This is a genomic window from Dactylosporangium salmoneum (assembly GCF_039532525.1).
Lineage (GTDB): Bacteria > Actinomycetota > Actinomycetes > Mycobacteriales > Micromonosporaceae > Dactylosporangium > Dactylosporangium salmoneum.
This window is the reverse complement of the sequence record NZ_BAAARV010000019.1, coordinates 321,619-336,626: the sequence shown is the minus strand read 5'-3', so window position 1 is coordinate 336,626 and position 15,008 is coordinate 321,619. Positions and strand designations below refer to the sequence as shown.

Genomic DNA, 15,008 nt, shown 5'->3' with positions numbered 1-15,008 from the left:
CGTGCGGCCGGAGCGAAGCGGAGGGCGCATGACGGACCTGGACGGCGCCACCGCGGAGGTCGTGCGCTCCTACCTGCTCGCCGCGGCCGAGGAGATGCGCGCGACGCTCATCCGCACCTCGTTCAACCCGGTCATCTACGAGGTCCACGACTTCGGGCTCTCGCTCTACGACGCCGACCTGCGCCTGGTGGCCGAGGCGACCGGCCTGACGTTCTTCCTCGGCGCCAACGACTTCTCGCTCGCCAAGGGCGTGGAGTACGTCGGGCGGGAGAACCTGCACCCGGGCGACGTCGTGCTGCTCAACTACCCGTACTGGAACGCCGCGCACGCCTACGACGCGACGCTGTTCGCCCCGGTGTTCGAGCCCGGCGGCCCGCTGCTGGGCTTCCTCTGCGTCCGCGCGCACTGGATGGACCTCGGCGCCAAGGACCCCGGCTACGTGCTCGACTCCACCGACGTACACCAGGAAGGCATCCTCTTCCCGGGCACCAAGGTGGTGTCGCGCGGCGAGCCGGTCCGCGAGATCCACGAGCTGATCCGGTTCAACTCGCGCATGCCCGACGAGGTGATGGGCGACCTGCACGCCCAGATCGCCGCACTGCGCACCGGCGAGCGCCGGCTGCTGGAGATCGTCGAGAAGTTCGGCCGCCCGACCGTCGAGGCGACGATCGAGCGGATGATCGCCGACGGCGCCGCCCGCACCAGCGCGGCCCTGGCCGCGCTGCCGCAGGGCTCCTGGACCGCCGAGGACGTGCTCGACGACGACGGCATCACCGACGAGCCGATCCAGATGAAGGTGACCGTCACGATCGCCGACGGCACGTTCACGGTCGACTTCGCCGGCTCGTCGCCGGCCGTGGCCGGGCCGGTCAATATGCCCTACGGCGCGACCGAGGCGATCTGCAAGGTCATCCTCAAGTCGCTGACCTCGGCCGACCAGCCCTCCAACGCCGGGACCGTCGCGCCGCTGGTGGTGAAGGCGGAGCCCGGCACGCTGTTCCACGCCGTGTACCCGCAGCCGACGTTCACGCTCTGGACCGGCATCGTCGCGGTCGAGCTGATCCTCAAGGCGCTCGCCCAGGGCATGCCCGACCGGCTGCCGGCCTCGTCGGGCGGCGACGTGCCCGGGTTCATGATGGTCGGCGTCCACCCGGACACCGGCGCCCTGTTCGCGGTCTCCAACAACGAGCCCGTCGGCTGGGGCGGCACGGCGCACCACGACGGTATGAACGCCGCCACCCACGTCTCCGGCAGCACCGGGCGGATCACGCCGATCGAGGTGCTGGAGGCGCGGACCGGGATGTTCTTCGAGCGGATGGAGATCCGCACCGACTCCGGCGGGGCCGGGCGCTTCCGCGGCGGGGCGGGCCTGCGCCGGGACATCCGGTTCGTCACGCCGGGGGAGTTCCTGTCGGTCATCAAGAAGACCAAGGCCCGGCCGTGGGCGCTTTCCGGCGGGCTGTCCCCCGAGTCGAACCGGGTGGTCATCTTCCCGGGCACCGAGCGGGAGCAGTCGGTCAGCACGAAGCGCACCGCCGTCGCCGTCGGGGACCGGATCACGCTGCTGACCGCCGGTGGCGGCGGGCACGGCGACCCGCGCGAGCGCGACCCGGACCTGGTGCGCGAGGACGTGGCCGAGGGGTACGTGTCGGCGGAGCAGGCCCGCGAGGTCTACGGGGTCGAGGATGCCTGAGGTCGACGGCGCCACCGCCGAGGTGGTGCGCAGCTACCTCGTGGCCGCGGCCGAGGAGATGCGGGCCGCGCTCGTGCGTACCGCGTTCAACCCGGTCATCTACGAGGTCCACGACTTCGGCATCTCGATCTACGACGCCGACCTGCGCCTGGTCGCCGAGTCGACGGGCCTGTCGCGCTTCCTCGGCGCCAACGACTACTCGATCCGCAAGGGCGTGGAGTACGTCGGCCGGGACACGCTGCGGCCGGGCGACGTCGTGCTGCTCAACTACCCGTACTGGAACGCCGCGCACGCCTACGACGCGACGCTGTTCGCGCCCGTGTTCGTCGACGACGCCCTCGTGGCCTTCCTGTGCGTCCGGGCCCACTGGATGGACCTCGGCGCCAAGGACCCCGGCTACGTGCTCGACTCCACCGACGTACACCAGGAGGGTCTGCTCTTCCCGGGCACCCGGGTGTTCGCGGAAGGCGAGCCGGTCCGGGAGATCCACGAGCTGATCCGCTTCAACTCGCGCATGCCCGACGCGGTGCTCGGCGACCTGCACGCCCAGGTGGCGTGCCTGCGCACCGGCGAGCGGCGGGTCGCCGAGCTGTTCGCCACGTACGGCCAGGAAACGGTGGGCGCGGTGGTCGACGCCGTCATCGCCGCCGCCGAGCAGTCCGCCCGGGAGGCCGTCGGCGCGCTGCCGCAGGGCTCGTGGACGGCGGAGGACTGGCTCGACGACGACGGGATCACCGACGACCCGATCCTGATGCGGGTCACCGTGACGATCGACGGCGGCACCTTCACCGTCGACTTCGAGGGCTCGTCGCCGGCCGTGCCGGGCCCCGTCAACCTGCCCCTCGGCGCGACGATCGCCACCTGCCGGGTCGCGTTCAAGGCGATCACCACGCCGACCGAGCAGACGAACGCCGGCCACTTCGCGCCGCTGGTCGTGCGCGCCGAGCCGGGCACGCTCTTCCACGCCGTCTACCCGGCCGCGACCTTCACCCAGTGGACGGGCACCGTCGCGCTGGAGCTGATCTACAAGGCGCTGGCGCAGGGCATGGGCGGCCGGCTGCCGGCCTCGTCGGGCGGCGACGTGCCCGGGTTCATGATGGTCGGCGTCCACCCGGACACCGGATCGCTGTTCGCGGTGTCCAACAACGAGCCGGTCGGCTGGGGCGGGACGCCCGGTCACGACGGCATCGGGCCGGCCAACCACCCGTGCCAGACCCAGGCCCGGATCACGCCGGTCGAGGTGCTGGAGGCGAAGACCGGCATGTTCTTCGAGCGGATGGAGATCCGCACCGACTCGGGCGGGGCCGGGCGCTTCCGCGGCGGACCCGGGCTGCGCCGGGACATCCGGTTCGTGACCCCGGGCGAGTTCCTGTCGGTGATCAAGAAGACCAAGTCCCCGCCCTGGGCGAGCGACGGCGGCGCGGCCCCGGAGGCGAACCGGATCCTGCTGTTCCCCGGCACGGACCGGGAGCGCGCCGTCAGTACCAAGCGCACGGCCGTCGCGGCCGGCGACCGGGTGACGGTGCTGACCGCCGGCGGCGGGGGACACGGCGACCCCGCCCTGCGCCATCCCGACGCGGTCCGCGAGGACGTGGCCGACGGCTACGTCTCCGCCGACGCCGCCCGCACGACCTACGGAGTGGAACCATGAGCCTGCTGCTGGAGAACTGCACGGTCGTCGATGGGCGGATCCAGCCGGTCGAGGACGCCGCCGTCTGGGTGATCGGCGAGCGGATCGCCGCCGTCGGGCCCCGCGAACGGGTGCTGGCCGAGATCGACGGCGACCCGGCCCGCATCGACCTCGGCGGCGCCTGGCTCACCCCGGGCCTGGCCAACATGCACACCCACCTGTCGCTCACCCTGCCGGGCGCGGCCGGTGACCGGCTCAAGCAGATGGGCCCGCACGAGCTCGCGCTGTACATGGCCGACGGCGCCCGCCGTACCCTCCACTGTGGAGTGACGACGGTCCGGTGCGTCGCCGAGAAGGACCACGCCGACTTCGCGCTGCGCCGCTCGATCGAGGCCGGCCGCGCGCCCGGACCGCGGATCTTCACCGCCGGACGCGCCCTGGTGTGCACCGGCGGCCACGGCCACGAGGGCAGCGACACCCTCGAGTGCGACGGCGCCGACGGCTTCCGGCGCGGGGTACGCGAGCAGGTCAAGGCCGGCGCCGACCTGATCAAGGTGATGATCTCCGGCGGCATCGCCGGCAAGCACGAGTCGATCGACACCCGCCAGCTGCACCCCGACGAGCTGGCGGCGGTACTGAAGACCGCGCACGACTGGGGCCGGCGGGTCACCGCCCATGCCGGCCCGGCGCCGGTCATCACCGAGGCGGTCGAGCTGGGCCTCGACTGTGTCGAGCACGGCTACGAGCTGACCGCGGAACTGGCCGCACTCATGGCCGAGCGCGGCACGGCCCTCGTGCCGACCCTGCTCGTCACCCGGTGCAAGGCGTTCTTCGACGAGCTGGGCGTCCCGGAGTGGATGCAGCAGCGGTCGCTGGGCGCGGGCGACCGGCACCTGGAGAGCTTCGCGATGGCCGTCGCCGCCGGGGTGGAGGTGCTGCTGGGCAGCGACATGCCGCCGTTCTGGCAGTTCGAGGGCACCAGCGCGACCGTCCGCGAGCTGGAGCACATGTCGGCGGTCATCGGGCCGCAGCGGGCGCTCTACGCCGGCACGCTCGGGCCGGTGCGCTGGCTGCGCGCCGAGCAGGACCTGGGCACGGTCGAGCCGGGCAAGTACGCCGATCTGATCGCGATGGACGAAGACCCGATGGCGCACACCTCGGCATTCCGGGGCGTGCGGTGGGTGATGAAGGGAGGCGCCGTGGTGCGCGACGACCGGGTCGGGGTGCGGCCGTGACCGCCCCCGTGGAGATCGCCGACGCGATCGACGACATGTACGCCGCTTTCCTGGCCGGCGACCGGGGCCGCTTCGACGCCCACCTCGACCCCGACGTGACCACCTGGGAGACGCACCTGCCGGGGCCGCTGCGCACCCGGGCGGAGCTGGACGAGTACCGCGACACCCGCGATGCCGCCGGCCGGCGCCCGGTGCTGGCCGAGATGGCCGCCCGCGCCAAGCGCATCGACGTGTGGGGCGACGTCGGCGTGGCCCGCTACGAGCTGCACTGCCGCGCCGAGGACGAGGTGTCGGTCACCCGTGTCACGGACGTGCTGCGGCGCACCGGCGACGGCTGGCGGATCGTCCACCACCACGCGGAGCTGGTGCGCCCGTGAGGCGCCTCGTCGCATACCGCGACGGCGAGCCGCTCGACGTGCTCGCCGTCGCGGACGTGCCGGACGACCCGGAGCCCGGTCCGGGCCGGGTGACGGTCGAGGTCGAGGCGGTTGGTCTCAACTTCCTCGACGTGATGCTCTGCCGCGGGACCTACCCGGTGCACCCGGATCCTCCGGTCACGCCCGGGGTCGAGTTCAGCGGGCGGGTCCTGACCGGGCCCGACGCCGGCCGCGAGGTGATCGGGTGCCCGGCGCTGCCGCACGGCGCCCTCGGCGAGACCGTCACCATCGAGGCCGGCCTGCTCGTGCCGCGGCCCGCCGGGCTCGACCCGGTGACCGGCGCGGGAATTCCGGTGACGTACCAGACCGCGTGGTTCGCCCTGGAGCGGGCCGGAGTGTCCACAGGGGACACCGTCCTCGTGCACGCCGGGGCGGGCGGGGTCGGCGTCGCGGCCACCCAGCTGGCCGTCGCCCGGGGCGCGCGGGTGATCTGCACGGCCGGCGGCCCGGCGAAGACCGAGGCCTGCCGCGCCAACGGTGCCGACGTCGCGATCGACTATCACACCGAGGACTTCACCCGGGCCGTCGACGCGGCCACCGGCGGCGCGGGCGTCGACGTCGTGGTCGACCCCGTCGGCGGCGACGTGTTCGCCCGCTCGCTGGACTGCCTCGCCTTCGAGGGCCGCATCGTCGCCGTCGGCGCCGCGGCCGGCCCGCCGCCGGCCGTCGACCCGATGCGCCTCACCGCCCGCAACGCCACCCTCGTCGGCCTCTCGTGGGGGTCGGCCTACCCCTGGCGGCGGCCGGACGAGGTCGCCGCCGCCTACGAGGCCCTGTTCGCACTCTGCGCCTCGGGTGCCGTGCGGCCGCCGGTCAACCGGGTCGAGCCGCTCGAAGGGGCGCCCGCCGCGCTGCAGGACCTGGCTGACGGGCGTACCACCGGCAAGATCGTCGTCCGGATCGGAGGGTGAGGAATGTCCGAAGAACACGACATGGAGATCTACGACCTCAGGGTCACCGTCGACCACATCGAGGGCCGCTCGGTCTGCGGAATGGCGGTCGGTGACTGCTTCGAGCTGGAGCAGAGCGCCCACCTGCGGCTGCCCGACGGCAAGCACTTCTGCGTCTACGCGCTGGCGGCCGTCCTGCCGTTCCTGGCGGCCAAGCAGCGCGCGCTGCCGGCCGGCGACTGGCTGGAGCGCGACACCCTGTTCTGCTGCCCCGATCCGGAGGAGCGCCTGGTGATGCGGGTCGAGCGGACGCAGCGGCGCGGGATGCGATCGGCCGACCTCACGTGAGCGCCCCGGCCGGGGTCGAGATCGGCCTGGGCATCCAGAGCGACAAGCGGCCCGGCGACTACGCCCGCCTGGCCCGGGCGGCCGAGGCGCACGGCTTCGACGTGCTGACCGTCTTCGGCGACCTCATGTTCCAGCCGCCGATCTTCCCGCTGCTGGAGATGGCCGGCGCCACCTCGCGGGTCCGGCTCGGCGCGGCCTGCCTCAACCCGTACTCCATGGCGCCGTACGAGATCGCCGGGCAGCTCGCGGCGCTCGACCTCGCCTCGGCCGGCCGCGCCTACCTCGGGCTGGCCCGCGGCACCTGGCTCGGCGCGGTCGGGATCGAGCAGCCCCGGCCGATCTCGGCGCTCGGCGAGGCGGCCGAGGTCGTCTACCGCCTCCTCGGCGGCCGGACCGACGGCTTCGAGGGCCGGGTGTTCCGGCTCGCGCCGGGCGTCGCCCTGCGCTATCCGGTCCAGCGGCCCGACCCGCCGCTGCTGATCGGCGCCTGGGGCGCGCAGGGCGCGGCCCTCGCCGGCCGGATCGCCGCCGAGATCAAGGTCGGCGGCAGCGCCAACCCGGCGATGGTCGCCGTGATGCGCGACCGGCTGCGGGCGGGCGCCGAATCGGCCGGCCGGTCGGTGAACGACGTGCGGATCGTGCTCGGCGCGGTGACCGTGGTCGACCGCGACGGCGCCGCCGCCCGGGCCAAGGCCCGCACCGAGGTCGCGATGTACCTCGCGGTGGTCGCCGATCTCGACCCGACCGCGGGCGTGCCGGCGGACCTCGTCCGCCGGGTCACCGAGCTGGTCGACCAGGGCGAGCACGAGGCCGCCGGCCGGCTCGTGCCCGACGACGTGCTCGACCTGTTCGCGTTCTCCGGCACGCCGGAGCAGGTCGCGGCCCAGGCGCAGGCGCTGATTGACGCCGGCGTCGGGCGGGTGGAGTTCGGCACGCCGCACGGGCTGACCGACGACGGCGGCGTGGACCTGCTCGGCGGCGCGGTGCTGCCCCTGCTGCGGAGGGAGACGGCGTGAACGTCGACGTGCTCGTCGGTCCGGACCTGGCCGCCGACCTCGATTTGGTGCGCGAGCTGGCCGAGGCCGAGTTCGCCGGGCTCGGCGTGGACGGCGCCGTCCGCGAGGCGCCCGACCTCGCGGCGGCGCTGGAGGGCACGACCGGCGCCGTCGTCGCGCTGCCCGGGCCCACGGCACCGGCCCGGCGGCTGATGACGGAGCCGGGCCGGCACGCCCCGCGCACGGTGTGGCTCGACCTGACCGCGACCGGGCCACGGCCCGTCGCCGCCGGGTCGGAGCACCACCAGGGCCGCGAGATCTGGGGTGTCACCTGGGCCGTCCGGCGGGCCGTGCACCGGCTGCGGCACCCGGCCCGGCGCATCGCGTACGGTCCGGACGAGGAGCAGTGGGGCGAGCTGCGGCTGCCCGCCGGCACCGGCCCGGCGCCCGTCGCGGTGCTGCTGCACGGCGGCTTCTGGCGCTCGGTCTGGGGCGCCGACCTCATGGACGCGATGGCGATCGACCTGGCCGGGCGCGGATTCGCCGCGTGGAACCTCGAGTACCGGCGCCCGGACCGTCACGGCTGGGCGGCCACCACGGCCGACGTGGCCGCGGGCCTGGCCTTCGCGGGCGCCGCCGATGCCCGGGTCGACCCGTCGCGGCTGGTGCTGTTCGGTCATTCGGCCGGCGGGCAGCTCGCGGTGCGGGCGGCGGCCGACGCGCCCGGTGCGGTCTCGGTGGTCGTGTCCCAGGCGGGCGTGCTCGACCTGACCGAGGGGCAGCGGCGTGGGATCGGCACCGGGGCGGTCGCCGGGGCGCTGCGCGGCGACGAGGCCGCGCTGGCGGCGGCGGACCCGCTGCTGCGGCTGCCGCTGGGCGTGCCGGTGGTCGTGGTGCAGGGCCGGGCCGACGGCCTGGACCTCGTCGACATGTCCCGCCGCTACGGCCGGGCCGCGCTGGCCGCCGGCGACCGGGTGGTCCGGCTCGAGGTGGCCGCCGACCACTTCGACGTGATCGACCCGCGCACGCCGGCCTGGACGGCCACCATGGACGCGGTCAGCGAAATTTTGACGTGAGAGTGAACAACGGTCTCTAGAACAGGCGCGGGGTCACCACCGACACCACGGTGGTGACCCCGTCGGTGTCGTTGTAGAGCCGGTGCGGGGTGCTCGAGCGCAGGTGCAGGCTGTCGCCCGGGTAGAGCCGGTGCTCGATGCCGTTGACCTCGTAGAGCAGTTCCCCCGACACCACGTAGGCGAACTCCTCGCCCGCGTGGCCGTAGGCCTCCTCGCGGCGCCCGCCGGGCGCGATGTGCACGACCATGGGCTCGAGCACCAGGTGCGGGCCGCGGTCGGAGAGCATGCGGTAGGTGATCTGGCCGGAGACGTACTCCGTCGCGCCGTTCTGGGCGCGGGTCAACGTGAAATGGTCCGGCAGGTCGTCGGTCGGCGCCGGCGGCGGTGCCGCCTCGTCGTCGGTGTGGAAGAACTCGGCGACCGGGCGGTCCAGCGCCGCGGCGACGCCGTTGAGGGCGGTCAGGCCGATCGCCGAGATGCCCCGCTCGACCTGGGACAGGAACCCGATGGAAAGCCCGGACTGGGTGGCGAGGCCGCGCAGCGTGAGCCCCCGCTCCTTGCGGAACTGGCGCATCCGCGCGCCGACCAGCGCCTGCCCGTTGTCCTCGACGCGGTGCTGCCTCGCGGTCGTGCTCACCTTCGAACCTCCTGCCGAAACTTGTTCAATCCTATCGAACTTCGTCCGGCGGGAGGACCCCCGAAAGTCCAATTCCGGCGTGCTTGCGGGGATCTGTACTTCGAAATGGGCTGGTAGCCGGCGATTCTCTCCTGGGGAACGCGTCGTTCGCAGCGTTGGCGGCACGGCACCGCGAGCAGACGGCGGTGCCCCCGGTCGGCGTGGACCGGGGGCACCGCAGCGTCGCGCAGGACAGGGCTGGAGCGGCCGCCATCCTCACCGAGTGGCTGGCTTCAGGTTGTACACCCTGAGCGCGTTCTCGCGCATCAGCTTGGCCTCCGACTCCGGCCGCAGGTTCCAGGCGGCGATCTCCTCGCGGGCGCGGGCGTGCGGGATGACCGGGAAGTCGGTGCCGAACATGACCTTGTCCGAGCCCCAGCCGTTGAGGTAGCTCACCAGCTTCGGGTCGAGGTACTTCGGGGCGTAGGCGTCGATGCCGATGTACACGTTGGGGTGCTTGTACGACACCGCGATCATCTCCTCGGTCCACGGCCAGCCGACGTGGATGCCGATGATCTTCAGCTCCGGGAAGTGGCACGCGATCGTGTCGAGCAGGATCGGCCGGCCGACCGACGGCAGCGGGTTGTCGTGGCTGTAGCGCAGGCAGTGCCCGACCTGCATCTGCACCGGCACGCCCAGCTCGGCGCACTTGGCGTAGAAGGGGTAGTAGCGCGCGTGGTCGGGTGCGAGCTCGAACCAGTGCGGGTAGAGGTGCGCGCCCACCATGCCGTACTCGGTCACCATCCGCTCGAGCTCCCGCACGCCCTTCATGCCCTCGAAGGGGTCGATGCCGATGAGCCCGCTGAATCGGTCCGGGTGCGCCTGGACCAGGTCGACGATCCTCATCGGGTCCAGCCGCCAGGACTCGGAGAGCCCCTCGCGGCCCATCTTGGGCGCGATCATCAGCGCGTGCTCGACGTTCGCGGCGTCGAGCGCCGCGAGGTGCTGCTCGACGGTGAGGCCGGCGAGCGTGGTGTCGGAGGCGTTGACCTTGCCCCCGAGGAACTGCTTGGACCACGCGGGACGGGAGGCGATCACCTCGGGCGTGAACAGGTTGCACACGATGTCGATGGCGGGCGTGCTCATGCGGGGGTCTCCTGATGTTGGCGTTCGTCGACGAACCGGCGCGGCTTCATCCGCTCGTCGGGCGGGAAGAGCACGTCGGCGGTCGTGACCTCGACGGTGGGCGTGACGCGGGTCGCGAGCTTGACGGCGGCCGCCACGTGTTCGGTGACCGCCTGCCCGGCGGCCGGCGCCAGCGCCACCTGGACGACGAGCGCGTCGCCCGAGAGCGGGTCGGCCGGGTCGCTGCGGCGTACGACGGCGCGATGGTCGACCACGCCCGGCACGCCGGCCACGGTCGTCTCGAGCACCGTCGTGTCGACGAGCTGGCCCTTGATCTTGAGTGAGCGACCCGACCGCCCATGGTGCGCCACCACGCGCCCGCCGAGGCGGCCGCAATGGGGGCACGGGCCGTGGTCGACCTCGACGCGGTCGCCGAGCAGATACCGCACCAGGACGGTGCCGTGCCGGTCGAGGTGGGTCATCGTGAAGGCGCCCGGGGTGCCGGGCGGCACGGGCCGGCCGCCGTCGTCGACGGCGTCGAGGTGGAGCAGCTCGGGAACCGGGTTGTGGAACCCGGCGCCGGGGACGCACTCGACGAGGCCGTACTGCAGCTCGGAGGCGCCGAGGCTGTTGGAGATCACCACGTCGGGGGCCCCGGCGGCGGCGAGGAGGCCGGCGAGCTGTGCGGCCATCGCCGGCGTGGTGGCCTCGCCACTGATGGCGAGCATGCGAACGTCCGGCAGGGCGCCGCCGCGGCGAACGACCTCGTCGACCACGCGGCGGACGTAGCTCGGCACGCCCCAGAGCACCGTCGGGCGCGTGGCGACGAGGAGGTCCGCGACCTCGCCCAGGCGCCGGGTGACGCCGAACCAGGGGCTCGTGCCACTCATCCCGCACACGACGGTGGCACCGAGGACCGCGGCGGCGTGGTTCGTCCGGGTCCACGCGCCGTGCGGCTGCGGCGTGAGCGGGTAGAGGTTGGCGATCCGGTCGTCCCCGCGCATCCCGCGGATCTCGGCCATCCGGACCTGCGCGGCCAGGATCGCGTGGAAGTCGTAGGCCGACTGGTAGATCGGCGCGGGCGCGGAGGTCGAGCCGGAGGTGTAGGCGATGTCCCACAGCTGCCGCTCGGGCGACCCGTCGGGCTCCAGGCGGAACCGCTCCGGGGCCGCCGTGAACATCGTCTTGGTGGTCAGCGGCAGCAGCGGGAGGTCGTCGATGCCCCGCACCGCCAGCGGGTCGACCCCCTGCTCCGCCCACAGCTCGCGGTAGAAGGGATGGCTCGCCGCGAGCCGGCCGACCGTGGCCCGCAGGGCGGCGTCCTGGACCTCGCGCAGCCGCGCGGGATCGGCGCCGGGCCGGAAGGCGTCCTCAGCGAGCGGCACCGGTCACGCTTCCCGCGAGGTCGTGCTCGGCGACGAACCGCTCGATCAGGTCGGCGCAGACCTGCGGCTGCCGGACCGGGATCTGGCCGATGCAGTCCGGCACCACCGCGTACGGCAGGCCGAGCCGCTCGGCCGCGAGCCGGGTGCCCTCCTCCAGGAACTCGCCGTCGGCCGCCACGCACAGCACCGGGCAGGTGACGCGGGAGAGCGGGGTGAGCGGGTCGTACTCGAACGCCGAGTTGTACGCCCAGTTGTAGCGCTCGAGCGACCCGAGCATCGTCCACACCGCGCGCTGGCGGGTCACCGGGTCGCATCCGCGCCACAGGCCCTGGTACCGCGTCCACGCCGACAGCAGGTGGGCCGCGTCCTCCGCGACGGGCTCCTCGGGCGCCCAGTTCTGCCGGCGGTCGCGCTGCTGCTCGGGCGTGTAGGTCGGGATGCCCAGCAGGACCAGGCCGGACACGAGCTGCGGCGCCTGGTGCGCGGCCTCGATGGCGATGCTGGCGCCGGTGTGGGAGCCGACGAGCACCGCGGGGCCGTCGAGCGAGCCGAGCAGCTCGACGACCGGCTTGGCGTAGCCCGGGATGTCCAGCCGCTGGGGCGGGGCGTCGGACATGCCGTAGCCCAGCGTGTCGGGGGCCAGGACGCGCGCCCAGGGGGCGAGCAGCGGCAGCACGTCGTCGTACACGAACGACGAGAGCGGGCTCTCGTGGAGCAGTACGACGTGCGGACCGCGGTCGCCGGCGACGCGAGCGTGGATCTGCCCGTGGGAGGTCTCGAGGTACGTGCGGTGCGTCATGCGGTTCGGAGCCTTCCGGTGGGGTTACGAGGGCGCGCGCCGCCGCGGGTGTGGCGCGCGCCGATTGAGCACGGGTCAGCCAGGCGCGTGCCTGACCGAGGCCGGGCGTGCGCCTGACCGAGGCCGGGCGCATGCCTGACCGAGGCCGGGCGCATGCCTGACCGAGGCCGGGCGCATGCCCGACCGAGGGTGCGCGCCGGCAGCGCCGCCGCCGATGTGGCGGGGCGCGGGCCGATCGAGCACGGGTCAGCCGGGCGCGTGCCCGACCGCGCGGGAGACCTCCTGCGCCGCGGCCCGGACCAGCACGCCGAGGCGCTGGAAGTCGGTGGCCTCGAAGCGGCCGACCGGCCCGCAGGCCGAGATCGAGCCGAGCACCCCGCCGTCCATGCCGAGCACGGCGGCGGCGACGCTCGCGGCGCCGGCGTCACGCTCGCCCGCGCTGATGGCGTAGCCCCGCTCGCGGATCTGGACGATCTCCTCCAGCAGCTGGTGGCGTCCGGCGATGGTGGCCGACGTCAGCACGTTGAGGTCGTGGGAGGCCAGGTACTCGTCGATGGAGGCGTCCGGCAGCGCCGCGAGGATCGCCTTGGAGGACGCCCCGGCGTGCAGCGGGTAGGCGACGCCCATGGTCACCGACATCCGGATCTCCTGCGGCGAGAGCACCTGGTCGACGTAGATCCGGCTGTCGCCCTGCTTGAGCGAGAGTGTCGCGGTCTCACGCGTCTCGCGGACCAGGCGCTCGAGGATCGGGCGCGCGGCCTGCTGGACGTTGGTCTGGCGCAGCGCGGCCATCCCGATCGCGAGCGCGCCGGTCCCGAGCCGGTAGCACTTGGTGGCGTCATCGAAGGCGAGGAACCCGTCCGCCGCCAGGCCCTTGAGCAGCCGGTGGGCGACCGCCTTGGGCTGGTCGATCTCCCGGGCTAGGGCCGAGACCCCGATGCCCTCGGCACCGGCGGCCGACACGGCGTAGATCACCTTGAGCACCCGCTCGAGCCCCGACGTCGGCTCCCGCGTCGACTGGACCTCCGCTAGCGACATCACGTCCCCCGCTTGCTCTCATCGCCGGACCAGAACACGAACTTACGCTGGCACAGCTTGACGACGCCATGGGCGATCATGCCCATGATCGAGAGGACGATGAGGACCGCGAACATCGCCGGGATGTCGAACCGGTAGTTGGCCTGCATCAATTGGTAGCCGAGACCCTCCTGCGCGCCGATGTACTCACCCACAATGGCGCCGAGAATTGCGAACACCACGCCGCTCTGCAGGCCGGCGAAGATGTACGGCAGCGCGCTCGGGAAACGGGCCATCCGGAAGACCTGGAAGCGGCTCGCCCCGAAGGAGGTCAGCATCTCGATCTTATCGTTGTCGGCGGACTTCAGACCGGCGATCACGTTGATGAGGATCGGGAAGAAGGCGATGATCACTGCCATGACGATCTTCGAGGTCATGCCGAAGCCGAACCACACGACGAACATCGGGGCCAGGGCGACCTTCGGCACCGACTGGAACGCCACGATGTAGGGCAGCACGGTGCGCTCGAGCAGCGTGATCTGGGCGACACAGGTGCCGATCAGGACCGCGACCACGGTGGCGATCACGAAGCCGACGCCGGCCTCCTGCACGGTGACCCACACATTGTGCCAGAACGGACCCTGTCCGAGCTGTTCGAAGAAGATCTTGACGATCTGGCTGGGCTTGGGCAGTACGAAGTCGTCGACGCCGAGCCAGCCCGGGACGTACTGCCAGGCGGCCATCACGACGATGAACACGATCGGCACCAGGGCGAACTCGGGACGCTCGTGCAGGTCGGGGATCAGACCGCGGCGAGGCGCGGGAGACTGGCGCGCCTGCGCGGCGGGCGGGACGGTCTGCGTGGTCATTGGTTTTCCGTCCTCAGTCGATGACGCCGGCACTGTTGAAGTACGCGCGGATCCGCTCGACGTAGACCCCGGCGTCGTCGGTGGCCATCATCCGCAGCTCGCGCGGGCGTGGCAGGTCGATGTCGATGATCTCGGCGATCCGGCCGGGGCGCGGCGTCATCACGATGACCCGGTCCGAGAGGAACACCGCCTCGGGGATCGAGTGCGTGACGAGGATGGCCGTCTTGCGGCTTTCCTGCCAGATGCGCAGGAGCTCGAGGTTCATGTACTCGCGGGTCATCGCGTCGAGCGCGCCGAACGGCTCGTCGAGCAGCAGGACCGCCGGGTCGTGCACGAGCGCGCGGCAGATGCCGGCCCGCTGCTGCATGCCGCCGGAGAGCTCGCCGGGGTACTTGTTCTCGAAGCCCTGGAGGCCGACCAGTTCCAGCAGCTGGCGAGCGCGCGCCGCATGCTTCTTGCGGTCCAGCTTCTGGATCTCGACCGGCACCATGACGTTCTCCAGGATGGTGCGCCACGGCAGGAGGGTCGCCGCCTGGAACACCATGCCGACGCCCTTGTCGGGCCCGCTGACGCGGTTGCCGGCGATCTTGGTTTCGCCTCCGGTGTAGGGGATCAGGCCCGCCAGGATCTTCAGCAGGGTCGTCTTGCCGCAGCCCGAGGGGCCGACGATGGAGACGAACTCGCCGCGCCGGGCGGCGAACGAGACGTCCGAGAGGGCGTGGGTCGGCGCTGACTTGCGCGGTCGGTAGACCTTGTCGAGGCCGGAGGCCTCGATCCAGCGCGAGTCGAGGTCGCCGTCGGCGGCCGCGGGGACCACGTTGGCTGCTGACGTCACGAGGTGTCCTTCGAGTCGGGGACGGGATTCCGAGCGGTTCCCAGGCGGTTCCGAAACA

The 15,008-nt window shown here is 72.9% G+C and carries 15 protein-coding genes; 8 read left to right on the top strand and 7 right to left on the bottom strand.

Annotation, left to right across the window (positions count from 1 at the left end; translation table 11 throughout):
* Window positions 1-28: 28 nt before the first annotated feature.
* Genes ABD352_RS11935 through ABD352_RS11900 form a run of 8 tightly spaced genes read left to right on the top strand, consistent with a single transcriptional unit; the run spans window position 29 to window position 8,304 of the window.
* A complete protein-coding gene (locus tag ABD352_RS11935; protein WP_344612359.1) occupies window positions 29-1,693 on the top strand; it encodes a hydantoinase B/oxoprolinase family protein in 1,665 nt (554 codons plus the stop codon).
* A complete protein-coding gene (locus ABD352_RS11930) occupies window positions 1,686-3,344 on the top strand; it encodes a hydantoinase B/oxoprolinase family protein (RefSeq protein ID WP_344612358.1) in 1,659 nt (552 codons plus the stop codon). The genes ABD352_RS11935 and ABD352_RS11930 overlap by 8 nt, the downstream gene beginning before the upstream one ends.
* Entirely contained in the window at window positions 3,341-4,558 is a 1,218-nt protein-coding gene (locus ABD352_RS11925) for an amidohydrolase family protein (protein WP_344612357.1), read from the top strand. Before ABD352_RS11930 ends, ABD352_RS11925 begins: the two co-directional genes overlap by 4 nt.
* Window positions 4,555-4,935, top strand: a complete 381-nt coding sequence (locus tag ABD352_RS11920; RefSeq protein ID WP_344612356.1) for a nuclear transport factor 2 family protein — start codon at window positions 4,555-4,557, stop codon at window positions 4,933-4,935. The genes ABD352_RS11925 and ABD352_RS11920 overlap by 4 nt, the downstream gene beginning before the upstream one ends.
* The gene (locus ABD352_RS11915) at window positions 4,932-5,906 is read left to right on the top strand and encodes an NADPH:quinone oxidoreductase family protein (protein ID WP_344612355.1); all 975 of its coding nucleotides are present in this window, start codon (window positions 4,932-4,934) and stop codon (window positions 5,904-5,906) included. Before ABD352_RS11920 ends, ABD352_RS11915 begins: the two co-directional genes overlap by 4 nt.
* A 3-nt stretch (window positions 5,907-5,909) precedes the next feature.
* Window positions 5,910-6,233 (top strand): TIGR04076 family protein, encoded by a 324-nt coding sequence (locus ABD352_RS11910; protein WP_344612354.1) that lies wholly within the window; start codon window positions 5,910-5,912, stop codon window positions 6,231-6,233.
* The gene (locus ABD352_RS11905; protein ID WP_344612353.1) at window positions 6,230-7,249 is read left to right on the top strand and encodes an LLM class flavin-dependent oxidoreductase; all 1,020 of its coding nucleotides are present in this window, start codon (window positions 6,230-6,232) and stop codon (window positions 7,247-7,249) included. The genes ABD352_RS11910 and ABD352_RS11905 overlap by 4 nt, the downstream gene beginning before the upstream one ends.
* Window positions 7,246-8,304 carry an alpha/beta hydrolase gene (locus ABD352_RS11900; RefSeq protein WP_344612352.1) on the top strand — a complete coding sequence of 353 codons (1,059 nt, stop codon included), beginning with the start codon at window positions 7,246-7,248 and terminating at the stop codon, window positions 8,302-8,304. The genes ABD352_RS11905 and ABD352_RS11900 overlap by 4 nt, the downstream gene beginning before the upstream one ends.
* A 16-nt stretch (window positions 8,305-8,320) precedes the next feature.
* Here the strand turns inward: ABD352_RS11900 and ABD352_RS11895 are convergent, their stop codons facing one another.
* The 7 genes from ABD352_RS11895 to ABD352_RS11865 form a co-directional block, all read right to left on the bottom strand.
* A complete protein-coding gene (locus ABD352_RS11895; protein ID WP_344612351.1) occupies window positions 8,321-8,941 on the bottom strand; it encodes a helix-turn-helix domain-containing protein in 621 nt (206 codons plus the stop codon).
* Between the two features lie 255 nt (window positions 8,942-9,196).
* The gene (locus tag ABD352_RS11890; RefSeq protein ID WP_344612350.1) at window positions 9,197-10,066 is read right to left on the bottom strand and encodes an amidohydrolase family protein; all 870 of its coding nucleotides are present in this window, start codon (window positions 10,064-10,066) and stop codon (window positions 9,197-9,199) included.
* Window positions 10,063-11,430, bottom strand: a complete 1,368-nt coding sequence (locus ABD352_RS11885) for a phenylacetate--CoA ligase family protein (RefSeq protein WP_344612349.1) — start codon at window positions 11,428-11,430, stop codon at window positions 10,063-10,065. The genes ABD352_RS11890 and ABD352_RS11885 overlap by 4 nt, the downstream gene beginning before the upstream one ends.
* On the bottom strand, window positions 11,417-12,229 hold the full coding sequence (locus ABD352_RS11880) for an alpha/beta fold hydrolase (RefSeq protein WP_344612348.1): 813 nt from the start codon (window positions 12,227-12,229) through the stop codon (window positions 11,417-11,419). The genes ABD352_RS11885 and ABD352_RS11880 overlap by 14 nt, the downstream gene beginning before the upstream one ends.
* A gap of 246 nt (window positions 12,230-12,475) precedes the next feature.
* Complete coding sequence (locus ABD352_RS11875) at window positions 12,476-13,267, bottom strand: IclR family transcriptional regulator (RefSeq protein ID WP_344612404.1); 792 nt, start codon at window positions 13,265-13,267, stop codon at window positions 12,476-12,478.
* The gene (locus tag ABD352_RS11870) at window positions 13,267-14,115 is read right to left on the bottom strand and encodes an ABC transporter permease (protein WP_344612347.1); all 849 of its coding nucleotides are present in this window, start codon (window positions 14,113-14,115) and stop codon (window positions 13,267-13,269) included. The genes ABD352_RS11875 and ABD352_RS11870 overlap by 1 nt, the downstream gene beginning before the upstream one ends.
* Window positions 14,116-14,128: 13 nt before the next feature.
* On the bottom strand, window positions 14,129-14,950 hold the full coding sequence (locus tag ABD352_RS11865; protein ID WP_344612346.1) for an ABC transporter ATP-binding protein: 822 nt from the start codon (window positions 14,948-14,950) through the stop codon (window positions 14,129-14,131).
* Window positions 14,951-15,008: the final 58 nt, after the last annotated feature.